At 28.6% G+C, this 24,530-nt stretch carries 25 protein-coding genes; all 25 read right to left on the reverse strand.

Annotated features, from left to right (window positions below; all coding sequences use genetic code 11):
* Positions 1–3: 3 nt before the first annotated feature.
* The gene (pstB, locus tag BN6774_RS11875) at positions 4–753 is read right to left on the reverse strand and encodes a phosphate ABC transporter ATP-binding protein PstB (RefSeq protein WP_066896637.1); all 750 of its coding nucleotides are present in this window, start codon (positions 751–753) and stop codon (positions 4–6) included.
* Positions 754–794: 41 nt separating this feature from the next.
* Positions 795–1,619 carry a phosphate ABC transporter permease PstA gene (pstA, locus tag BN6774_RS11880; RefSeq protein WP_066893932.1) on the reverse strand — a complete coding sequence of 275 codons (825 nt, stop codon included), beginning with the start codon at positions 1,617–1,619 and terminating at the stop codon, positions 795–797.
* Between the two features lie 2 nt (positions 1,620–1,621).
* A complete protein-coding gene (pstC, locus tag BN6774_RS11885) occupies positions 1,622–2,509 on the reverse strand; it encodes a phosphate ABC transporter permease subunit PstC (RefSeq protein ID WP_066893935.1) in 888 nt (295 codons plus the stop codon).
* A gap of 57 nt (positions 2,510–2,566) precedes the next feature.
* Entirely contained in the window at positions 2,567–3,412 is an 846-nt protein-coding gene (locus BN6774_RS11890) for a phosphate ABC transporter substrate-binding protein (RefSeq protein WP_066893938.1), read from the reverse strand.
* Between the two features lie 185 nt (positions 3,413–3,597).
* Complete coding sequence (locus BN6774_RS11895) at positions 3,598–5,298, reverse strand: sensor histidine kinase (protein WP_066893941.1); 1,701 nt, start codon at positions 5,296–5,298, stop codon at positions 3,598–3,600.
* Between the two features lie 2 nt (positions 5,299–5,300).
* A complete protein-coding gene (locus tag BN6774_RS11900; protein WP_066893944.1) occupies positions 5,301–5,999 on the reverse strand; it encodes a winged helix-turn-helix domain-containing protein in 699 nt (232 codons plus the stop codon).
* Positions 6,000–6,012: 13 nt separating this feature from the next.
* Complete coding sequence (gene pgeF, locus BN6774_RS11905; RefSeq protein WP_066893947.1) at positions 6,013–6,747, reverse strand: peptidoglycan editing factor PgeF; 735 nt, start codon at positions 6,745–6,747, stop codon at positions 6,013–6,015.
* A 184-nt stretch (positions 6,748–6,931) separates the two neighbouring features.
* Entirely contained in the window at positions 6,932–7,387 is a 456-nt protein-coding gene (gene nrdR / locus BN6774_RS11910) for a transcriptional regulator NrdR (RefSeq protein WP_066893950.1), read from the reverse strand.
* Positions 7,388–7,463: 76 nt separating this feature from the next.
* Entirely contained in the window at positions 7,464–7,775 is a 312-nt protein-coding gene (locus BN6774_RS11915) for a YlmC/YmxH family sporulation protein (protein WP_084767002.1), read from the reverse strand.
* A 68-nt stretch (positions 7,776–7,843) separates the two neighbouring features.
* Entirely contained in the window at positions 7,844–8,617 is a 774-nt protein-coding gene (gene sigG, locus BN6774_RS11920; protein WP_066893953.1) for an RNA polymerase sporulation sigma factor SigG, read from the reverse strand.
* 81 nt (positions 8,618–8,698) lie between these two features.
* The gene (gene sigE, locus BN6774_RS11925; RefSeq protein WP_066893956.1) at positions 8,699–9,406 is read right to left on the reverse strand and encodes an RNA polymerase sporulation sigma factor SigE; all 708 of its coding nucleotides are present in this window, start codon (positions 9,404–9,406) and stop codon (positions 8,699–8,701) included.
* Positions 9,407–9,408: 2 nt separating this feature from the next.
* Positions 9,409–10,206: a sigma-E processing peptidase SpoIIGA gene (locus BN6774_RS11930; RefSeq protein ID WP_066893959.1), complete on the reverse strand. Its 798-nt coding sequence runs from the start codon at positions 10,204–10,206 to the stop codon at positions 9,409–9,411.
* Positions 10,207–10,429: 223 nt separating this feature from the next.
* Positions 10,430–11,551 carry a cell division protein FtsZ gene (gene ftsZ / locus BN6774_RS11935; protein ID WP_066893963.1) on the reverse strand — a complete coding sequence of 374 codons (1,122 nt, stop codon included), beginning with the start codon at positions 11,549–11,551 and terminating at the stop codon, positions 10,430–10,432.
* 510 nt (positions 11,552–12,061) lie between these two features.
* Entirely contained in the window at positions 12,062–13,117 is a 1,056-nt protein-coding gene (locus BN6774_RS11940; RefSeq protein ID WP_066896642.1) for a type IV pilus twitching motility protein PilT, read from the reverse strand.
* Positions 13,118–13,224: 107 nt separating this feature from the next.
* A complete protein-coding gene (gene sigK, locus BN6774_RS11945; protein ID WP_066893966.1) occupies positions 13,225–13,920 on the reverse strand; it encodes an RNA polymerase sporulation sigma factor SigK in 696 nt (231 codons plus the stop codon).
* A 244-nt stretch (positions 13,921–14,164) separates the two neighbouring features.
* On the reverse strand, positions 14,165–15,745 hold the full coding sequence (locus tag BN6774_RS11950) for a penicillin-binding transpeptidase domain-containing protein (protein ID WP_066896645.1): 1,581 nt from the start codon (positions 15,743–15,745) through the stop codon (positions 14,165–14,167).
* Positions 15,746–15,838: 93 nt separating this feature from the next.
* Positions 15,839–16,456 carry a uridine kinase gene (gene udk / locus BN6774_RS11955; protein WP_066893968.1) on the reverse strand — a complete coding sequence of 206 codons (618 nt, stop codon included), beginning with the start codon at positions 16,454–16,456 and terminating at the stop codon, positions 15,839–15,841.
* A gap of 21 nt (positions 16,457–16,477) precedes the next feature.
* On the reverse strand, positions 16,478–17,713 hold the full coding sequence (locus BN6774_RS11960) for a peptidase U32 family protein (protein ID WP_066893970.1): 1,236 nt from the start codon (positions 17,711–17,713) through the stop codon (positions 16,478–16,480).
* Positions 17,714–17,717: 4 nt separating this feature from the next.
* Complete coding sequence (locus BN6774_RS11965) at positions 17,718–18,362, reverse strand: O-methyltransferase (RefSeq protein ID WP_066893973.1); 645 nt, start codon at positions 18,360–18,362, stop codon at positions 17,718–17,720.
* 28 nt (positions 18,363–18,390) lie between these two features.
* Positions 18,391–19,398 (reverse strand): endolytic transglycosylase MltG, encoded by a 1,008-nt coding sequence (gene mltG / locus BN6774_RS11970; protein ID WP_066893976.1) that lies wholly within the window; start codon positions 19,396–19,398, stop codon positions 18,391–18,393.
* Between the two features lie 87 nt (positions 19,399–19,485).
* The gene (gene typA / locus BN6774_RS11975; RefSeq protein WP_066893978.1) at positions 19,486–21,312 is read right to left on the reverse strand and encodes a translational GTPase TypA; all 1,827 of its coding nucleotides are present in this window, start codon (positions 21,310–21,312) and stop codon (positions 19,486–19,488) included.
* Between the two features lie 163 nt (positions 21,313–21,475).
* The gene (locus BN6774_RS11980; RefSeq protein ID WP_066893981.1) at positions 21,476–23,143 is read right to left on the reverse strand and encodes a ribonuclease J; all 1,668 of its coding nucleotides are present in this window, start codon (positions 23,141–23,143) and stop codon (positions 21,476–21,478) included.
* A gap of 68 nt (positions 23,144–23,211) precedes the next feature.
* The gene (locus BN6774_RS11985) at positions 23,212–23,679 is read right to left on the reverse strand and encodes a Fur family transcriptional regulator (RefSeq protein ID WP_066893984.1); all 468 of its coding nucleotides are present in this window, start codon (positions 23,677–23,679) and stop codon (positions 23,212–23,214) included.
* Positions 23,680–23,718: 39 nt separating this feature from the next.
* Positions 23,719–23,994 (reverse strand): DUF1292 domain-containing protein, encoded by a 276-nt coding sequence (locus BN6774_RS11990; protein WP_066893988.1) that lies wholly within the window; start codon positions 23,992–23,994, stop codon positions 23,719–23,721.
* A 76-nt stretch (positions 23,995–24,070) separates the two neighbouring features.
* Positions 24,071–24,487 carry a Holliday junction resolvase RuvX gene (ruvX, locus tag BN6774_RS11995; protein WP_066893991.1) on the reverse strand — a complete coding sequence of 139 codons (417 nt, stop codon included), beginning with the start codon at positions 24,485–24,487 and terminating at the stop codon, positions 24,071–24,073.
* Positions 24,488–24,530: the final 43 nt, after the last annotated feature.

Raw genomic sequence — 24,530 nt, forward strand, 5'->3', positions numbered from 1 at the left:
ATTTTAGCCAAATCTTCCAGTAATATAATCCTCTGTTCTTTTATCTTTAGGTTTATAGAAAATATCTTCTGTATCTCCATATTCTATAATTTCTCCATTTAAGAAAAATGCTGTTTTATCTGCAATTCTTCCTGCTTGTTGCATATTGTGAGTTACTATTATTACTGTATATTTTTTCTTTAACTCCTCCATTAACTCTTCCATTTTATTTGTGGATATTGGATCTAATGCTGAAGTTGGCTCATCCATTAATATTATTTCAGGTGATACTGCTATTGTTCTAGCTATACATAATCTTTGTTGCTGACCTCCTGATAATCCTAAAGCACTCTTTTTAAGTCTATCTTTAACTTCATCCCAAAGCGCAGCACCCTTTAAACTTTTTTCTACTATTTCATCTAAAGACTTTTTGTCTTTTATTCCATGTAATCTAGGTCCATAAGCTATATTATCATATATTGACATAGGAAATGGATTTGGTTTTTGAAATACCATACCTACCTTTGTTCTTAAAGCAATTACATCTTTACTTTTATAAATGTCTTCTCCATCAACTAGAATTTCTCCATCTATTTTTACACTATCTATTAGATCATTCATTCTATTTAAGGTTCTTAAAAATGTAGATTTCCCACAACCTGATGGACCTATAAAAGCAGTAACCTTATGTTCTTCTAAATCTATATTTATGTTTTTTAAAGCTTGATTATCACCATAATATAAATTCAAATTTCTTACTTGAATTTTTTTCATATCTTCATTTGACATACTTACACCTCTTAGTATTATAAAAATTAATAATTTGCCTTATTAAACTTTTTAGTAATTAATTTAGCTAATAAATTTAAAATTAATATTATTACTATTAAAACTATTCCTATTGCAGCTGCTTGTTCTATATCGCCAGCCTCTTGAGTTACTAAATAAGAATGAACAGTTAATGTTCTTGCACTTGACATTATTCCCTTTGGCATTTTTGCAACAGTTCCAGCTGTTAATAAAATTGCAGCTGATTCTCCAATTACACGTCCTACAGATAAAATTACACCAACTAATATTCCTGGTATTGCACTAGGTACTATAACTTTGTATAAAGTTTGAAACCTTGTTGCACCAAGTCCTAAAGAAGCTTCTTTATAAGAAGGTGGCACAGCTTTTAGTGCCTCCTCAGTAGTTCTTATGATTACCGGTAATATTATAATGGCAACTGTAAGAGATCCTGCAAGAATAGAATATCCAAATTTTAATGCTACAACAAAAAATATAGATCCAAATAGTCCATAAACTATGGAAGGAATACCTGATAAACTTTCTGTAGCAAATCTAATAATTTTTACCATTTTACCTTGCTTAGCATATTCAGTTAAATATATTGCTGCTAACACTCCTATAGGAGTTGCTACCATAATTGATATAAATACCGTATATAAAGTTGTAATAATCATTGGTAAAATTCCGCCATCTCCTGAAGCAGAATAATTTTTAGTTATAAAATCTATGTTTATTAATTTATATCCCTTTGAAAATATAAATCCTAATATAAATATTAACATTCCTACAGTAATTGTTGCAGAAATCCATAATAATAATTTTAATATATTTTCTTTAAATTTTCTCATAATTAGTTACCTTCCTTACTAGAAAGTTTACTTAATACTAAGTTTAACAGCAATATGAATAAGAATAATATAACACCTGTGGCAAATAACATTTCTTGATGAGTACCAAAGGCATATCCCATTTCTAATGCTATATTAGTAGTAAGCGGTCTTACTGAACTCATAATTGATTGTGGAATTACAGGTGAGTTTCCTGCCACTAATATTATAGCCATAGTTTCTCCTATAGCTCTTCCTATTCCTAATACTACTGCAGCTAAAATTCCTGATTTTGCTGCTGGAACAACTACTTTAAAAGTAGTTTCTATATGTGATGCACCAAGAGCTAATGATCCTTCTTTGTATGATTTAGGAACTGCTCTTATTGCAGTTTCTGAAACTGTAACTATAGTAGGCAGCATCATAACTGATAAAACTATAATAATTGCTAAAAGACTTTGTCCCTTAGGTAAATTAAAAGTATTCATAATCCAAGGAACTATTACTGCCAGACCAAATACACCATATAATACCGATGGAATACCTGCTAAAAGTTCAACTGCACCTGAAATAATTTTGCCTATTCTTTTTGGTGCAACTTCAGCTATGAATATAGCCGTTAATATCCCTATTGGAACTCCTACTATTAACGAACCTAAGGTGCCCAATATAGATGCAACTACCATTGGCATAATTCCATACTGATCTGCACTTGGTACCCACTTAGTACCTAATAAAAAGTCGCTAAATGAATATCCTTTGCTTATAAATGGTGTTAAACCTTTGTAAAATACAAAACCTATAATTATTAATAAACTTATTACTGCAATAAGAGCACTTGCTAAAAATACTCCTTTTGAAATACTTTCTATAACATACTTACTTTTATTTTTACTTCTATCCTTTAACATCCTTATCCTCTCCTATGAAAGTAAGAATGCTCACAAAGAGCATTCTTAATGAATCAGCTATTTAACTGGAATTGCTTTGTTGTCCTTAACTAAAGTTTGACCTTCATCACTTAGAATAAAGTCTATTAACTTTTGCCCTTCTGCACTTAATCCATCTGCCTTATTAACTAAAATAAATGGTCTTGAAATCTTATATTCTCCAGATTGTACTAATTCAGCCTTTGGCTCAACATTTTCAACATTTACTATATTTACTTTGTCATCTAAGTATTCAAAAGATACAAATCCAATAGCATTATTATTTCCAGCTACTGTTTCTTTAACAGCTCCTGTTGCATTAGCTATCATAGCATCTTGTAATAATTCTTCTGATTTATATCCTACAATTTCTTGGAATGCATCTCTAGTTCCAGATCCTTCTTCTCTTGAAACCACAACTATTGGAGCATCTTTTCCACCTTCAATTTGATTCCAATTTGTTATTTTTCCAGTATAGATTCCTTTAATTTGATCTATTGTTATATTCTTTATAGGATTATTTTTATTAGTTATTATTGCTATTCCATCATAAGCAATAGTTGTTGCTTTTACAGCACTTGCTTCTTCAGTTTTTAATTCTCTTGAAGACATTCCTAGTTCTGATACACCATTTATTGCATCTTTAATTCCTGCTGATGATCCTACTTCATTTATTTCTATTGATACATTGCTATTTTCTGCCTCAAATTTTTCAGCTAATTTTCCCATTAACGGTCCAACAGATGTTGATCCAGAAACTGATATTGTAACACTTTTACCCTCTGAATTATTATCTGATTCCTTATTACCACATCCAACAACAGCTCCTCCTACCATTGTTACTAATAAAGCTGTACATAAAAGTTTTAAACTTTTTCTTTTCATAAATTTCTCCTCCAAATTAATAATTAAATATTTATTTTTATTAATTTTCTTTACATACTTATATTAATCCCTAAAAGTTAAACAAATATTAGTTTGAGGTTAAGAAAAGTTATGATTATGTTAAAAGGTTTTAACAAAAAAAATATGCTTATTGCATTTTCTATAAAGCAATAAGCATACTTAATTTATATATTTAAATCTGTTAGTTTTTTTGTTTTTCTTATTTTTATAATAAATTTTGTTCCCTTATCAACAATTGAATCTACAAATATCTCTCCATTAAACATCTTAACAATATGTTTAACTATTGCTAACCCTAAGCCAGTGCCACCTTTAGCACGAGATTTATCCACTCTATAAAATCTTTCAAAAATTCTTGGTAAATCTTCTTTTGGAATACCAATCCCATTATCTTCAACTTCTATATATGCATAATTTCTTTTATCATAAGTCTTAATATTAATTATAACTTTATCCTTGGAGTATTTTATAGCATTTTCAACTAAATTTAATATCATTTGATAAAATTTATCCCTATCTCCGATTAGATCTTTAATTCCTCTATTATCAAAATTTATTTTTACTTCTTTATTATTAATACTATTTACTACAATATTAATAACATCTTCTATTACTTCTGAAGGGCTAAAAGCTTCTTCTTTCATTTTATTGCTATTTTCAATATTAGATAAAATTAATATATCATTAATTAAATTTGTTAATCTTTCTGTTTCCTTATCTATTATATCTAAAAACTTATTTCTAGTGTTATTATCTTCTACATATTTTAAAGTTTCTGCAAAACCTTTTATTGAGGTCAAAGGAGTTTTTAATTCATGGGATACATTAGCTACGAATTGACTCCTTATGTTTTCTAATCTCTTTATGTCAGTTATATCTAAAACAGTTAATACCACTCCTATAGGTATCTTTTTAGAATTAATAATTGGAGCTTTTTTCATTCTAAGTTCCCTTGGAATAGGATGCATAAGCTTTATTTCCTTAGTTTCTATCTCCGGTATATTTCTCATGAAAGATATTATATCATAATCAATTATGTACTCTGAGATATTTTCTCCAATAATATTTTTATTAATTCCAAATAAATTCTTAGCATATGGATTTATAAGCATTACTTTTTGCTTATTGTCTACAGCAATTACACCACTTTCCATACTTTCTAAAATAGCTTCAAGTTTATTTTGTTTATCCATGGAATCTATAATCTTTGATTGTAATTGATCCGCCATATTATTAAAGGTGTTGGCTAGTGATCCAATTTCATCATTGGTATGAATATTAACTCGCCTACTATAATCTCCATTTGCTATTTTATTAGTTGCTAATTCTAATTCTTTAACAGGATAAATAATTGCTCTTATTAATTTTAGGGATAACCCAATACATAATAAGATTACAAAAAATATTATAACAAAATAATATTTTACATAGTTTTCAGTAAAAACTCTTATATTACTTAATGGCACTGAAGCTCTAAGGACAGTATTATCATCAATTTTAGTTGCAAAATAAACCACATTAATTCCCTGAGTGTTACTATATCTAGTAGAAGATGCTTTTCCTTTTTTAAACGCTCCACTTATTTCTTCTCTATCTAAATGATTTTCAAGATTAGTATTTTCTGTATCACTTAGTACTTTTCCCATTTTATCTACTATAGTAAATCTAACTTTTGATTTATTAATAGTAAATTCACTTAAATCTTCAAAACTATTATTTTTAATAATTATATCATTATATATTTCTAATGATTCTTTTGTCTTATCAATTTCCTTTACATTCACTAATGCAATAAAAGAACATGTTACTACTATTAAAGCAAATATTACAGTAATTAGTGATGATGCTAATATTCTTTTTTTCATATCTAACTATTAGGATTAAATCTATATCCTACTCCTCTTATAGTTTCAATAAATCTAGGATTTTTATCGTCAACTTCTATCTTTTTCCTTAAATATCTTATATGAACATCCACGGTTCTAGTTTCACCTACATATTCATACCCCCATATTTTATCCAAAAGAGTTTCCCTGGTTAATATTTTCCCTCTATTCTTAACTAGTATTTCTAAAAGTTCAAACTCTTTTAAGGTTAACTCTATTTTTTGATCTAATATAGCAACTTCTCTTCTATCAAAATTTATATAAATATCCTTGGATTTATATACTTCCTCACTACCATTTGAGGTCTTAGCCCTTCTAAGATTTGCTTTAATTCTTGCTAAAAGTTCTCTAATAGAAAAAGGCTTAGTTATATAATCATCTGCACCTAATTCCAAACCTAATATTTTATCTAACTCTTCTCCTTTAGCTGTTAACATTATTATTGATATTTCTTTAGTTTCATTATCATTTCTTATGGCCTTACAAACATCAAATCCATCTAAACCAGGAATCATTAAATCTAATAAAATCAAATCTGGATTTTCCTCCTTAGCTAATCTTACAGCATCTAATCCATTATTAGCCGTAAGAACATTATAACCAGAGTTAATTAAATTATAGCTTATAAGCTCAACAATATGATCCTCATCATCTACTACTAATATTTTTTCTGACGACATAGATATTCCCCCTTTATTTTATAAAAGCAAATGAAAATAGTCTTCCGTATGTGCCTACTGATTTTCTATAAGAATATAATTTAACTTCATCTTCACAATAAGTACATAACTTTAAAGAAAATATATTATTTTCCTTTATTCCAAAACTTCTTATATCCTTTAATATACATTCCTCTAAACTTAAATTTCTATTATCAAATAAAGTATTTTCATCAATTTTAGTTTTATCTAGAAAGTCTTTCTTTAATTCTTCAGAAACTTCATAACAGCACTTTCTTATATGTGGACCTATAAAAACTTTAACCTCATCTTTATCAAGATTAAATCTACTTTCCATTTTTTCAAGAGTTCTTAATACTATTGAATTGAAAGTTCCTCTCCAACCACTATGAATTGCTGCTACAATATTATTTTTATCATCAGCTATTATTATAGGAACACAATCTGCTGTAAAAACTCCAATTGCAGTTTCCTCTTCATTTGTTATTAGTGCATCGCCTTCTTCATTTATTAAAGTTTTATCACCATCATAAATATATACTTTATCACTATGAATTTGATTTAAATACTCCAAATTTTTTAATTTAAAAGTCTCCATTATAGTATTTAAATTATTAACTCCATAATCTTTATGTCTATTAAAACTTCTATCATTTTTTGCAGTAGAAAAAACTATATTTATTTTACCTAAATTATAAATAAGAAAGTCCTCTTTTTCTTTAAAATCTTCCTTATATAAATTTATCATTTAGTCACCTCATTTAACTTATTTTAATACATTTTACCATTTATTAATTTCTATTTCTATTTCTTTTGCCTTAATATCTTTGTTTTTAACTTATTTTTAACTTAATAGTTATATACATTTAATAATTATCTACTAAAAATTAAAGGTTGCATTAAAACGACCTTAAATCTTTTTAATACAACCATCATTTTGTTGAAACTAAATTTTTAATTTCCTCTAAAAAAGTGTTAATATCCTTAAACTCTCTATATACAGAGGCAAATCTAACATAAGAAATTTCATCAACTTCTTTTAATCTCTCCATAACCATTTCTCCAATTAACTTAGAATTTACTTCTGTAATCATTTTATTAGAAATAGTTTTTTCGATATCATCTGATAAATCTTCAATTTGCTTTCTTGATACAGGTCTTTTCTGACAAGCCCTAATTAGCCCATTTATAATTTTTTCCTTATTAAAATTTTCTCTAGTTAAATCTCTCTTTACAACTAATATAGGAATATCTTCAACTTTTTCATATGTAGTATATCTTTTACTACATTTTAAGCATTCTCTTCTTCTTCTTATAGTTGTATTATCATCTGTTGATCTAGAATCTACAACTTTACTTTCCTCAAAGGAACAAAATGGACATCTCATCTGACTCACGCCTTTCTTAAGTATTTTATGTATAACATAAATTATACATATTTTTTTGCGTTTTTTCCATATTAATTTACAAATTTAAGTTTTCAATATCAGTACTATCTATTAATATTACTTCTATACCAGCTTTTTTAACCTTATTCCATGGAATTTCTATATCTTCATCTTTGCTAAACCATCCCTTTGGCAATCCTGGTAATAATATTGAAACTACCTTACTTGCTTTTATATCTATAACAAAATCCTTTATATATCCTATTTTAGAACCAGTTTTAATATCTATTACCTCCATAGTTCTTAATGCATTTAAAGAATGTAATAATAATTCATTTTCCTCTATTGGTGTTTCTTCATCCATTTTAATATTATCAAAAAACCCCATAAAAATCCTCCTTTATAATTATGTAGCATGTACACTTAGTATTATTTTAAAGAGCTCATTTAAGAGCTCTATACATATTTTCTCATATGCTTTAATGCAGTTTTTTCTAACCTAGACACTTGGGCCTGAGATATTCCAATTTCATCAGCAACTTCCATTTGTGTCCTTCCATTAAAAAACCTTAAAGTTAATATAAGTTTTTCTCTTTCGTTTAACTTTTTCATAGCTTCTTTAATTGATATATTTTCAAGCCAACTTTCATCTGTATTTTTAGAATCACTTATTTGATCCATTACATAAATGGCATCTCCACCATCATGATAAATAGGTTCAAACAAAGATACTGGATCTTGAATTGCATCTAAAGCAAATACTACTTCTTCTCTAGGCAAATTTAATTCTTTTGCTATTTGAGAAACCGTTGGTTCCTTATTATTTTCTTTTATTAATCTATCTCTTACAAGTAAAGCTTTATATGCAATATCCCTTAAGGATCTACTTACTCTAATGGAATTATTATCTCTTAAATATCTTCTTATTTCACCAATTATCATAGGTACAGCGTAAGTAGAAAATTTTACATTTTGACTTAAATCAAAATTATCTATTGCTTTCATTAACCCTATACAGCCTACTTGAAATAAATCATCTACATTTTCTCCCCTATTATTAAATCTTTGTATTACACTTAAAACTAATCTTAAATTCCCCTTAATGAAAGTTTCTCTTGCACTTTTATCTCCATCCCTCATGCTTAAAAGTAGCTCTCTTTTTTCTTTTTCCTTTAAGATAGGTAACTTGGATGTATTAACTCCACATATTTCTACCTTGTTAATGATCAAGCTTATCAACCCCTTATGAAGTAATAACATACTGCATTAAAAAGTATCCCCGAGAGTTATATCTTTTATACTCAAGACAACCTAAATCATTTTATTGATTTCTTTTTTTAATCTATTTATTATCTTTTTTTCTAATCTAGAAATATATGATTGAGATATTCCAAGCATATCTGCAACTTCCTTTTGAGTTTTTTCTCTTGCTCCATTTAACCCAAATCTTAACCTAACTATTTCCTTTTCTCTATCATTTAAATGCTTTAACGCTAAAAATAATAATTCTTTGTCTATTTCATCTTCAATTATATTATAAACTATATCATTTTCAGTTCCTAAAATATCTGATAATAAAAGTTCATTTCCATCCCAATCAATGTTTAAAGGTTCATAAAAGGAAATTTCCGCCTTTACTTTACTGTTTCTTCTTAAATACATTAGTATTTCATTTTCAATACATCTTGATGCATAAGTAGCAAGCTTAATTTTTTTTTCTGGATTAAAGGTATTTACTGCTTTAATAAGACCTATTGTACCCACTGATATTAAATCTTCAACACCAACTCCAGTATTTTCAAACTTCCTTGCTATATACACAACTAATCTTAAGTTTCTTTCTATAAGGATGTCCCTTATGGATTCATCACCATGGATTAACTTTTCTACCAGTTCCTCTTCTTCATCTTTTTTTAAAGGTGGTGGTAAAGCTTCGCTCCCTCCAACATAATGTAATTCGCCTTTTAAAATCTTTAGTTTTTCTAAAATCCTATTTAATAAAACCCTTATATTTATCATAACTATATTACTCCTCTTGATAATAATGCATTAAACTCATTTTCTTTACTTAATTTATTTTTACATTTACAAATTATTACCTCTACATCTTTCCACTCTTTATCTTCACCTCTTATTCTAACCTCTTTAGTTTTAAAGCCTTTTAAATTTCCTTCTTCCCCAATGGTACTGTAAGGTATTAAAAATTCATCACTACTTTTTATATTAAAGCTATTCAAAAAATCACTTTCTATTATTATGCAAGGTAAATTGCTAACTGGCTCTCTAAGAGCATTTCCGGTATCCAATAACCCCTTTATAAAAATAGATTTTTTATCATTTATTATCTCTATGTCATAAATAAAATTATTAACTAATGCCCTATCCCTTACATAATCACTTACCCTTACTATAAATATATAAAGCATCATAACTGAAATTAATAAGTATTTAATGGAGTAATTTTCTATTTTAACCCCCTCAAAAATACTATAATAGTTTTCCATTATTGAAAATGCAAAGGTAAATCCACATAATGTAAAGGACATTATCATAAATGTTATAGAAGACTTCACTATTCTCAATATTTTAAAACTTCTAGTGCTAACAATAAGCATCAATAAAACTACAATAAGCTTAAAGGGTAAAGATGCTAAAATTTTATTATTCATAAATAATACTAATGTATATAATGAACCTAAAATAGCAGCTATATAAATGGTCTTATAGTATTTGTATCTAAGGACTTTTAATGTAATTAATAATAAAAATAAATTTACAATAAAATTTTCTATTAAAAGTATATCTATGTATATAACCATCTTTTCTCCCCCTTTGTATTTAAATTATAAACTCTTTCTTTTCAAAATTTTGTCATAATAACTCAATACTTTTTTTATTTTCATCTATAATTTATTACATATAATTACAGTTACTTAAGTATTTAAATAAAAACCAACAAAGTTATACTATAATTATTAATATGTTTAAAAATAAAAAAAAGACCAAGAAACTTACTTTCTTGGCCTTTATCTCTTTATTTCATTACTTTCTTGATCTTAAAAAACTTGGAATATTTACACTATCAGTTTCAATATCTAAAAGAGGATCTACTCTTTTTATTGGTTCTGTAGCTTCAACATTTACATTAACTTTCTCTTCCTTAACTATCTTCTTTTCAAAAATAGGTTCACGATTTAATAATTTATTATTGTCTTCTTCAAATCCTGTTGCGATTACAGTTATTCTTATTTCATCTGTTAAAGTTTCATCAATAACTGCACCAAATATAATATTAGCATCTGGATCTGCTGCTTCTCTTACTATATCAGCAGCTTCATATACTTCTATAGCTCCTAAGTCAACTCCACCTGTAAAGTTTATAATAACTCCTGTTGCTCCATCTATTGATGTTTCTAAAAGAGGTGATGAAATTGCTTGTTTAACAGCATCTTGTGCTTTATTATCTCCTGTTCCATGACCAACACCCATATGTGCTAATCCTTTATTTAGCATAACAGTTTCTATATCAGCAAAGTCTGCATTTACTACCCCTGGAATTGTAATAAGGTCAGATATAGCTTGTACACCTTGTCTTAATACATCATCAGCTAGTTTAAATGAATCTAAAAGGGTAGTTTTCTTATCTGCCATAGTTAACAATCTCTCATTTGGAATTATAACCAATGTATCTACAGCTTTCATAAGGTTTTCAATTCCCATTTCTGCATGTCTCATTCTTCTTTTACCTTCAAAAGGGAATGGTTTAGTCACAACACCAACAGTTAATATGTTCATAGCCTTAGCAATTTCAGCAACTATAGGTGCTGCACCAGTACCAGTTCCTCCACCCATACCAGCAGTTATAAATACCATATTTGCTCCTTTTATTGCTTCTGCTATTTCTTCTCTACTTTCTTCAGCAGCCTTTTTACCAATTTCCGGATTAGCTCCAGCTCCAAGACCCTTTGTTAATTTTTCTCCAATTTGAATTTTTACATTAGCATGTGATAACATTAAAGCTTGTTTATCAGTATTAACGGCAATAAACTCAACGTTTTTAAGCCCTTCAGCAATCATTCTATTTACGGCGTTACCACCACCGCCACCACAACCAATTACCTTTATATTGGTTAATTCTTGCATATCTACTTCGAAATCTAACAAAATAATTCCTCCTTTAGAAAATATCTACTAGTAATTTTCTACTTTGTTTCTTTTCATAATTTAAATAATTTCAAATTCATTAACGCTATTTCTGATTATATAATAATTTTACATCATACTCTACCTTTTTAACAATACTTTAATAAAGTAAATGAGAAAGTTTCTGTAGTTAAAAGCAGATAGATGTATTTTTTTGAATTCTCTTGTTGTTTTATATGTAAATTTATTGCAACAGTTGAAATATTATGTAATATAATATAAAATTTAATTACTTTTATAAAATTCCCCATAATTTTTTCTTTAAATTTAATAGAATTCAATTATATTTTATCATCTTGTATAAAATAACTCAACTATTTCCTATGTTTTATGAAATATTTTTTATATTTTTTTCCTATTCGTAAATTCTGAAACTAAAAAATATTTCTCTTTTCATATATTCAACATAGATATTGAATCTCCTTTATTGAATTTGTAATTTTTTAAGAAAAAAACAGAGTTTCCTCTGTTTTATAGCATCATTATTCTTTTTATAGTTTCCTTATCTACAGAATATGTTAATGCTGTCTCCTCTGTTATGATACCTTTTTTATATAATTCTGCTAAAGCCATATCCATTGTTTTCATACCATATTTTCCACCAGTTTGTATAGCAGACTCTATTTGATATGTTTTTCCTTCTCTAATTAAATTTTGAATTCCAGGAGTTGTAGTCATTATTTCTAAAGCTGCTATTCTCCCATCATTACTAGCTACTGGTACTAATTGTTGTGAAATAACTCCTTGTAATACTGCTGATAGTTGAACTCTTATTTGTTGTTGCTGATGTGGTGGAAAAACATCAATTATTCTATCTATAGTTTTAGCAGCACCTATTGTATGTAGTGTGGAGAATACTAAATGACCTGTTTCAGCAGCTGTAATAGCAATTGAAATAGTCTCTAAATCTCTCATCTCCCCTACAAGTATAACATCTGGGTCTTCTCTTAAAATTGCTTTTAAAGCACTTTGATAGCTTTTGCTATCCTTTCCTATTTCTCTTTGATTTATTATACATTTATTGTGCTTATGCAAGTATTCTATTGGATCTTCCAGTGTTATAATATGAGCCTCTCTGTTATTATTTATTTCATTTATCATAGCTGCCAATGTAGTACTTTTACCGCTTCCAGTAGGCCCTGTAACCAATACTAAGCCCCTTTGCTTCTGTACTATACTCTTTATAACCTTAGGATGCTTTAATTCATCCAATGTTGGAATTTTTAATGCTATGACTCTAATGGCTATTGCATCACTATTCCTTTGTTTAAATATATTTACTCTAAATCTTCCTGTACCAGAAATTGAATAGGAAGTATCTATTTCCCCAATTTTATCATACTCATTAAATTTTTCTTCTAATATTTCTTCGGCAAATTCTCTTAAGGCGTTTGGTGTTAATTTTTCTTCTCCTAATTTTATTAACTTACCATTTACTCTAATAGTCGGTGCTAAACCAACTGTTAAATGTAAATCTGATGCTCCTCTATTTATTGTTTCTTTTAATAGTTCATTTAACACATAAATCAATTTTTACCCCTCCACGTTGCTCTACTATTACATTATACTTATTCTATAAAATTTGCCAATTTCCTTCTTAAAAATGTATAATTTTTTTAAGAAATGTATATTTTTCATTTACTTGACAGCTCTTTCTTTAATTTTTTTAAAGCTTTCTTTTCTATTCTAGATACATAAGACCTAGATATTCCAAGTAAAGCAGCAATTTCTCTTTGTGTTCTACATCTACCATCTATAAGCCCATACCTCATTTTTAAAATTGCACCTTCTCTTTCTGTAAGAGAAATTCCTATTTTATTATATAATTGTTTAATTTGAAGATTACTTTCTACCTTTTCTAAAACAGAATCCTTTTCACTACTCAAAACATCTATAAGGCAAATTTCATTTCCTTCTTTATCAACTCCTATTGGATCTTGCAAAAACACTTCATTCTTTTGTTTTTTATTATTTCTAAAAAGCATTAGTATTTCATTTTCTATACATCTTGAGGCATAGGTAGCTAACCTAGTTCCTTTTGAAGAGTCAAAAGAATCTATGGCTTTGATTAATCCAACTGTTCCTATAGATATTAACTCATCTATATCTTTATTAGGAAAATTATATTTTTTAACGATATGAGCTACTAGCCTTAAATTTCTTTCTATTAATATGCTTTTTGCTTCCTTATCACCATTCTTAAGTAATTTTAAATAACGTTCCTCTTCTTCTTCATCTAGTGGTTTAGGGAATGTATTGTTGCCTGTAATATAACCAGTTAAAAATACTGAGTTACATAGCAGTTCTATAATATTAGATAAAAAAAACACAGAACTTCCTCCTAGTAGTGCTTATTATATAATATGATAAATTTTAAAAATATTGCTTTAGTTTTAAAATTTATTATTATAAAAAAACTGGAGTAGTTTCATAATTAAAAATTAGAATAAACTTTTCATACTTTTCTATACCTTAAAGAAAAAAACTCCATTAGGAGTTTTTTAATAAATTCATTTTTAATTACATCTGCGCTTAATACCACAAATAGTGCTCTTTAAATATATTACCAGTATACTATTCTTTTATAAGTTCACTTACAATATCTCTAAACACAGGAGCTCCTGTATTTCCACCCCCTAGTTCTCTTCCATCAGGATGTTTTTCTCCAATATTAGGTGCTAATACTACAACTGTATACTTTTCACCATTTAATTCAAAATATCCAGCAAACCATCCATGATTTGTTCCTCCATTTCCAGTTGAAGTTCCTGTCTTTCCTCCTATGTTAGCTCCCTCTACCTTAGCTTCAAAGCCTGAACCTTCCCATATTACTTTTGACATAGTTTCTTGAGTAAGCTTAGAAGCAGTCTCACTAAATATCCTTTTTTCTTCTTCCTTAAATTCCTTTACTGTATTATCATCATCATCAATTATAGCTTCTACAATTGTAGGCTTAATATATACCCCATCATTTGCAACAGTATTATATAATCCAGCCATTTGAATAGGCGTAACCATTATAGTTTGGCCTATTGATATATTATTCATACTATTTTCAAAGGTTGGCTTTACTCCTGAAGCCTCATTTCTATTTTCCCCCTTTAAATTTAGTACCGGTTTAAATAATCCCATCTTACTTAAGTATTCAATCATATTGCTATATCCTATATTTCCTCCTACTTTAGCAAAAACGTCATTACATGATACCTTTAAAGCATCTTCTACAGACAACATACCATGGGCATATGATTTACCATTTTTACTGCATATTTCTCCAGTACATAAAAATTTATCAGTAGGGCTTACTAGACCTTCATCTAAAGCTATAGCTTCTGTAATAACCTTAAAAATAGATCCTGGTTCATATCCAAGTTGACCAATACCTAAGTTTATGTTAGCTTGTGATTCATCTTTTTGAACCATAGCTCTTATTTTTCCAGTTTTTGCTTCTGATACAATTACTCCTATATTTTTTAAAAATGAATAATCTTTTTTATTTAAAATTTCTCTTATTTTATCTTCCCATTCAGAATTAATAGTTAATTTAATATTATTATTATTAGATTTAGTTAATTCTCCATCCCCATAAACAGATTTTTCATTTAAATAAAACTTTGCTGCTGGATAGGCATTTTCCTTTATATAAGAATTTAAATTATACTCTAAAGAATCTTCTACTATATTATCTTCTTTAATATCTGTTAAGAAATTATTAGTGCTCCAAGCTTCTTTTTTATCTATTTCGTCATAAATATAAGTATATATACCTTTAACATTCTTTAATTTATTTATTTTATTATAGGTTTCTTCACTAACTGTGTAGTAAATTTTCCCTTCATCTTGCATGACTTCTGAATAATTAAAATTTGGACTTTCAGACTTCATAATGAAATTTAAAGCCATTAAGTCCTCTAATGTTTCTTCATAATTATTAAGCATAAATGGTTTTGTATCTAATACAACAATATACTTTTTATTATAGCTCATTAAATCTTTACCATTAGTATCAAAAACTCTATAATTCATCTGGGATAAGTTTTCAGCTTGATAATTTTCTATTTCTCCTTCAACTATTAAAGATGGATGAACTTGAAGAAAATATAATCTTACTATTAAAGCAATAACAATAATTCCATAAAAACTACTCATAACCATAATTCTATTAATGCTAATTTTCTTTTTTTTAATCAAAAAAACACCTCCCTGGCCTAAATTCTAGCCTAGAGAAGTGTTTTTTATACAATTTTTTTATTTTAAAATATCTTTAATTTTAGTTACAAGTATATCTATTGCAACTTTATTCTGTCCGCCCTCTGGAACTATAATATCTGCATATCTTTTAGTTGGTTCAGTAAACTGTAAATGCATAGGTCTTACTACTTCTAAATATTGAGCTACTACTGAATCTACAGTTCTACCTCTTTCATTTATATCTCTAACTAACCTTCTTAATATTCTTATATCAGCATCTGTATCTACATAAACTTTAATATCTAATAGATTTCTAAGTCTTTCATCTTCAAGAACTAAGATACCTTCAACTATTATTATATTCTTAGGTTCTATTCTTACCGTTTCTTTCGCCCTATTATGACATGAAAAATCATAAATTGGCTTTTCAATTGCTTTTCCATTCATCAAATCTTCTAAATGCTTAATTAATAGATCATTATCAAAGGCCTTTGGATGATCATAATTAGTTTTTACTCTTTCCTCCATAGACAAATGACTTTGGTCTTTATAGTACATATCTTGCTGTATCATGGCAATGCATTCATTAGAAAAGCTTGAATATATAGCATCTGCAATACTACTTTTACCTGATCCAGTTCCACCAGTTATTCCAATTAGTATTGGCTTTTTCATTATAGTTCCTCCTTCTTATGTTTAAAGCTCTAAAACTTTCTTTCCTTTTATTAGCATATCATTTTCTTTTAATGGAGTATCCACTTTAACTTTGAATATCATATGTGCCCTATTAGCCACATCTGTTTTTTGTTTCTTCTCCACATCAAACATTTCATTAAGCTTAACATTAAAGTATGGCGTATGCGCTCTTAAAACTTCTACTTCATCACCTTGGAAAACTCTATTTTTTTGAAGAATAGTCGCTTCCTTAGTTTCTTCATCGTAGCTTTGAACTATACCAACAATATCATAATCCCTTACATATGAAGATACATCATATGTTTGTTCTCCCATTTTTCCAAAGAAGAAACCTGTATGATATTGTCTATGGCTTATTTTTAATACTGTATCTAACCATTCTTGTTTAAATTCATATCCTTCTGGATTATCACAGTACGCATCAACGGCTTCTCTATAAGCTTTTACTGTTGAAGCAACATAAAATTCATTTTTCATTCTTCCTTCTATTTTTAAAGAATGAACTCCACTTTTTACAATTTCAGGAATATGCTCTATCATGCATAAATCCTTCGAATTCATTATATACGTTCCATTATCATCCTCTATTATAGGATAATACTCACCTGGTCTTGTTTCCTCAACTATATAATACTTATATCTACAAGCATTTGAACAAATTCCTTTATTTGCATCTCTACCTAGCATATAATTTGATATTAAGCATCTTCCAGAATATGCTACACACATAGAACCATGTACAAATACTTCAAGTTCACATCCTTCAGGTGTATTTTCATTAATTTCTGTTATTTCTTTTAATGTAAGTTCTCTTGCTAAAACTATTCTTTTTACACCTTGCTCATACCAAAACTTAGTTGCTCTCCAATTTGTTATATTAGCTTGGGTACTTAAATGTATTTCTAATTCTGGAGCTGCTTCTTTAGCTGCAGCTACTATTGATGGATCTGCAACTATAATTGCATCTACTCCTAAATCATATAATCCTTTTATATAATCTTCCACACCTTTTAAATCGTGATTTCTTGGGAAAACATTCATAGTTACATATAGTTTTTTTCCTCTATCATGACAGTATTTTATACCTTCAGCCATTTCTTCATTTGTAAAATTATCAGAAAAAGCTCTTAAGTTTAATCTGCCTCCGCCTATATATATAGCATCTGCTCCAAAATCTATTGCTATCTTTAATCTTTCTAGACTTCCTGCCGGTGCTAAAATCTCTGGTTTTTTCATATACTTACCTCCTTTTAGTCACTGCAATTCCATCCCCCATTGGTATTACAGAAGTAATTAAATTTTCATCCTTAGATACTAAATCTAAATATTTTCTCATTCTTTTTACTATAGTTATTTTTCTCCTCTTTACTAAATCATCGGATGCAACCATCCCTCTAAATAATACATTATCTGCTACTATAATTCCATCTTCATTTAATAGTCTTAAACAATGAGGTAAAAAATGATTATAGTGTCCCTTGCCTGCATCCATAAAAATTAAGTCATAAGGTTGCTCTAATTTTTCTAGAACTTCAAGGCACTCCCCTTTTTTTATTTCTATTTTATCTTGTAAATTGTATTTTTTTAAATTTTCCTCAGCATATTTTATCATATTTTCATCACGTTCTATAGTAGTAATACTTGCCTTACATCCTGAAGCCTCATACATTAAAATTGCAGAGTATCCAATAGCAGTACCAAGTTCTAGTACTCTCAATGGTTTTTTCATACTAACTATAAACTCTAAAAATTTAGCTGTTTCTTTTTGTGCTATAGGAACTTTATTTTCTCTTGCAAATTCTTCTAACTCCTTGAACTTTTCAGAAGCCTCTGGTATTAAGCTTCTTATATATTCTTCCATATAATCATAAGTAATTTCACTCATGTAAATCCTCCAATTATTAGGTTTGTTATTAATATCCAAGTTCCTTTAATTTATTCATAAAGTCAACATCATTATTTGTAAAATAATGAGTTTTATCATCTTGAAGTACATAAAATAAATAATCTGTTTTTTCTGGTTTTAATGCAGCTTTAATAGATTCTAATCCAGGATTAGATATAGGTCCTATAGGTAAACCATAGTTTTTATATGTATTGTATGGAGAATCAATTTCTAAGTGTCTATCTAAAACAGTAGTTACATGTTCCCCTAAAGCATAAATAACTGTGGCATCTATTTGAAGCATCATTCCATCATTTAATCTATTAACTATAACAGATGAAATTAAAGGCCTTTCATCATTAATTCTCGCTTCTTTTTCTATCATAGAAGCTATAGTTATAACAGTTTCTACATCTTTTTCCTTTACAGAAGTATTGGTTTCATCCATAGCTGTTTTTAAAACTTCTTCAAACCTTAAAACCATTTTTTCTATTATTTCTTTTGGCGTTTCTCCAACTTTTATTAAATATGTATCTGGGAATAAATATCCTTCTAAATTATATCTTTTTTCACTATCTACCTTTACATATTTAGGCAACTCATATTCATTAATAGCTAATATAAAATCTTCCTTACTACATACCCCTTCACTTTCAAGCTTTTCAGCAATATCGTCTATGGTATATCCTTCTGGCACAGTAAAGTTTACTATATTTAAAGAAGACTCTGTTGTTAAAGTTTCAATTAACTTATCTACAGATATATCTTTTTTTAGAAGATATTCTCCCTGCTTAACTTCAATATTTTTACCTAAAACCTTAACATATAATTTTATAAAGGGAACACCCTTTATCTTACCATCCTCTGACAATCTATTAATTATACTATAAAAACTATCGCCTTCATTAACTTTTATAACTACATCTGAATCAGTTCTTAATGGTTTATTTATTGTTTTTGTAAAAGCTACTAAAATGCTTAGAAATAATATTACAATGATTATTATGGGAATCGCTTTCAAATTTAGTCTTCTCATAAAAACCCCCTACATACAAAGTAAATAGCCATTATAGGCTATTTACCTTATTATAATACTTTTCTTTTTACTTATAAAGATATTTCTCTATTTTTTACTTCTGCTTATTACTCTTCTTCTTTCTGCAGCGTCTAGTATTCTCTTTCTCATTCTTATATTTTCAGGAGTAACTTCTACTAATTCATCTGCATTTATAAATTCAAGACATTGCTCTAAAGACATTGGTCTTGGTGGTGTTAATTTTAATGCATCATCAGAACCTGAAGCTCTTGTATTAGTAAGTTTCTTACCTTTACATACGTTGATATCAATATCTTCTGCTCTTGAGCATTCACCGACTATCATTCCTTGATATACTGGAACACCAGCTCCTATAAATAAAGTTCCTCTTTCTTGAGCATTAAATAAACCATAAGTTATAGCATCTCCATCTTCAAATGAGCATAAAGATCCTCTACTTCTTCCTGGAATTTCTCCTTTAAACTTATCATATCCATGGAATACATGGTTCATTATTCCATTTCCTTTAGTATCTGTCATAAATTCATTTCTAAATCCTATTAATCCCCTAGCAGGAACTATAAATTCAAGTCTTGTATATCCATTAACAGCGGAAGTCATATTAACCATTTCAGCTTTTCTTGGTCCAAGTTTTTCCATTACAGGTCCCATAAATTCTTCTGGAACATCTATTGTTAAATATTCCATAGGTTCTAATTTCTTACCATTTTCTTCTTTAAAAATAACATTAGCTTTTGAAACTTGGAATTCATATCCTTCTCTTCTCATAGTTTCAATTAATATAGATAAGTGAAGTTCTCCTCTACCTGAAACTTCAAAACAATCAGATGAAATTTCATTCACTCTTAAACTTACGTTTGTTTCTAGTTCTTTTAATAATCTGTCTCTTAAATGTCTTGATGTAACAAAGTCCCCTTCTCTTCCTGCAAAAGGAGAATCATTTACCATAAAGTTCATACTTAATGTTGGTTCATCTATTTCTACAAATGGTAATGCTTCAGGATTTAGTGAATCTGCTATAGTTTCCCCAATATTACAATCTGGAATACCACTTAAAGCAATAATATCTCCTAGTGATGCTTCTTGTACATCTTCTCTATTAAGTCCATTATAAGTAAATATACTTGAAACTCTGTAATTTGATGTACTTCCATCTCTTCTTACTAAAGCAACTTGTTGATTCTTTTTAACTACACCTCTATGAATTTTTCCTATTGCTATTCTTCCCACATATTCATTAGTGTCTAATGTAGTTACAAGCATTTGGAATGGTCCATCTATTTCTCCCTTTGGAGCTTCAACATTTTCTAATATAGTTTCAAATAATGGAGCCATATCATTATTTGTATCTTCAACATTATATCTTGCAAATCCTTCTCTTGCAGAAGCATATATTATTGGGAAGTCTAGTTGCTCATCATCAGCACCAAGCTCTATAAATAATTCAAACACTTCATCTATAACTTCTTCTGGTCTTGCATTTGGTTTGTCTATTTTATTTATAACTACTATTGGTTGTAAACCAAGTTCTAAAGCCTTCTTTAAAACAAATTTTGTTTGAGGCATTGGTCCTTCATAAGAGTCTACAACTAATAAAACCGAATCTACCATTTTAAGTACACGTTCAACTTCTCCACCAAAATCAGCATGTCCAGGAGTATCAACAACATTTATTTTTACTCCATTATACATAATTGCAGTATTTTTTGAAAGAATTGTAATTCCTCTTTCCTTTTCTAAGTCATTAGAATCCATAACTCTTTCTTCAACTTTTTCATTTGATCTAAAAACATGGCTTTCTTTTAATAAAGCATCAACTAAAGTAGTTTTTCCGTGGTCAACGTGGGCTATTATTGCAATATTTCTGATATCATCTCTACTAATTAAATTCATTTAATTTCCTCCAGTACGTTTTTTATACAATTTAATTTATATAATGTAAACCTATAAATCATTTTTTCCAAAATAAAATTGGATACATGCGTATCCAATTTTCAAAAATCATTTAAGCTATAATTATTCTAAGATTATTATAAAGAATTGTCAACCTCTCAGATTATATTTCCATTATTATTGGTAATATCATTGGCTTTCTCTTAGTCTTTTCATAAAGGTAAGTTCTAAGTTCATCCCTTACTTTAGATTTTAAGCTTGCCCAATCTGTTATATTGCTTTCTTCACATTCTCTTAAAACATTTCTTACTATTTCTTTAGCCTCGTCCATTAATCCTTCTGATTCTCTAACATAAACAAATCCTCTAGATATAATATCTGGTCCTGCAATAATTGAGTTGTTTTCCTTAGATAAGGTAACTACAACAGTTAATATACCATCTTGAGATAAATGTTTTCTATCTCTTAATACTATATTACCAACATCTCCTACTCCTAAACCATCTACAAAGACTTGACCAGCATTAACTAAGCCGTTTCTTCTAATGTTATTTCTAGTTACTTCTATAACACCACCATTTTCAGGTATTAATACATTTCCTTCAGGCATTCCTAAAGAAATTGCAAGTTCTCCATGTTGCTTTAAATGCCTATATTCTCCGTGAACAGGAATAAAGAACTTAGGTTTTACTAGACATTGCATAAGCTTCAACTCTTCTTGACAAGCATGACCTGAAACATGTATTTCTGCTAAAGATTTATATATAACCTCAGCCCCCTTTTGGAATAGCTGATTTATTACCTTTGAAACTAACTTTTCATTTCCTGGTATTGGAGTTGCTGAAATAATAACAGTATCTCCTTCAACTATATTAACCTTCCTATGCTCAGAACTTGCCATTCTAGCAAGAGCTGACATTGGCTCTCCTTGGCTACCTGTTGTTATAATAACTACTCTTTCGTTTGGATATTTGTTAATTTGATCTATACTTACTAGTATATCTTTTTCAAACTCTAAATACCCAAGCTCCGCTGCTACAGCAACTATATTTTCCATACTTCTTCCTGATACAGCTACTTTTCTATCATGCATACGAGCTGCATCTATAATTTGTTGTATTCTATGAACATTTGAAGCAAAGGTTGCTACTATTATTCTACCTTTTGCTTTAGAAAATAATCTTGCAAAACTTTCCCCTACTACTTTTTCAGACATAGTATATCCTGGCTTTTCAACATTTGTTGAGTCAGCCATCATAGCTAATACTCCTTTTTTACCTATTTCTGCGAACCTTGCAAAATCCATTGGTTCTCCATCAATTGGAGTATAATCTATCTTAAAGTCTCCTGTGTGTAGTACCACTCCTAGTGGTGTGTGAATCGCTATTGCAACTGAATCTGCTATAGAGTGATTTGTCTTAATAAACTCTACAGATACTGAATTTAATTTAATAACATCTCTTGGTTTTACTCTAATTAATTCTGTTGAGCTTAATAATCCGTGTTCTTTAAGCTTTGTTTCAACAATTCCAAGAGTTAACTTAGTTCCATATACAGGTACATTTAATTGCCTTAATACATATGGTAATGCACCTATATGATCCTCATGTCCGTGTGTTAAGAATATTCCTCTAATCTTATCCTTATTTTTTAATAAATAACTTATATCTGGTATTACTAAATCAATACCGAACATATCTTCATCTGGGAATTTCAGGCCACAATCTATAACTACTATGTCATTTTTATATTCTATTGCAGTTATATTTTTACCTATTTCATTAATTCCTCCCAAAGGAATAATCTTAACCTTTGCCTTTTCGTTTTTCAATATGTCCCCTCCTTCTTCTTAAAATATGTAATTCAAAGGGTTCCCTAATCAAAGACCCCTTCTTATCCCTATTTAATTTCTTTCATTTTACTTTGGCATTTTCTACAAACCCCAAAAAATTTAACACTATGGTCTATAATCTTAAATCCATAAGATCTTTCAACCTCTTCTTCAAGTTCATCTAAAAGATCATCTTGAACTTCAATAACACTTTTACACTCATTGCATACTAAGTGATGGTGCCTATGCCCCTCATCCTTACGAACTAGCTCATATCTACTACATCCATCATTTAAATCTAACTTGCAAATTACACCTAACTCTTCTAGTAAAATTATTGTTCTATATACAGTTGCTAAACCTATTTCCGGACAATTTTTTTTCACTTCATCATATATTTCTTCTGCTGTTAAATGTTCGCCCTCTTTTTCTATTATAGTATCCACTATAGCCCTTCTTTGAGGAGTCAATTTATAACCTTTTTGTTTTAAATCCTCTTTTAAAGCATTAAAGTCTACGCTATTTGATTGTTCCACAGACAACACACCCCTTTCTTTATAATTTATTTTAAAAAACTATTCTTCTTCTGAAAAAATAGTATCATAAGCTTCTTGAACTGCTGCAAGTTCTACTTCATCATCTATAGGTATTAATAAATCATCTCCATCTTCATCTACTCCTACCTTTAAAGCAAATATATCATCTTCAGTATAATTATCGTCATATACTATAACATACTCACTTTTTTCTTCTGTGTCTGGATTTACCATATCAAAAAATGCAACAACATTTAATTTAACTAAATTTCCATCCTCATCATATAGTTCTAATGTTTTTAAATCTTTATCCATAAAAATTCTCCTTTTTTATAATTGTAATTTTTACCTTTAGAGTTGTCAATAATAATTTTCAATTGAAATTTAATTATTACTTCATACTCAATCTATCTAAATAACCTTGAAGTATGTAAGTAGCCGCTATCTTATCAACTATTTTCTTTCTTTTTCCCCTTGATAAGTCTGCCTCTAACATAGCCTTATGAGCTGCAACTGTAGTTAATCTTTCATCCCACATTTGTACATTTACACCTGTAAATTCCTTAATACGTTCCGAAAATTCTAAAACTTTTTCTCCAGACTCTCCTATAGTTCCATTCATGTTTTTAGGTAAACCAATTACTATGGTCTCTACATAATATTCCTTACATAGCTTTTTTACTTCTTCAAGATCATGTTCTTTCTTAGTTCTTTTTATAGTAGTTATGCCTTGAGCAGTCCAACCTAAAGGATCACTAATTGCAACTCCAATAGTTTTTGAACCTATATCTAAGCCTAATATCCTCATATATGTCTCCTTAAATATTAAAGAGTGCCCGATTAACGGGCAC

It is taken from the genome of Clostridium nigeriense (genome assembly GCF_900086595.1).
Taxonomy (GTDB): Bacteria; Bacillota; Clostridia; order Clostridiales; family Clostridiaceae; genus Clostridium; species Clostridium nigeriense.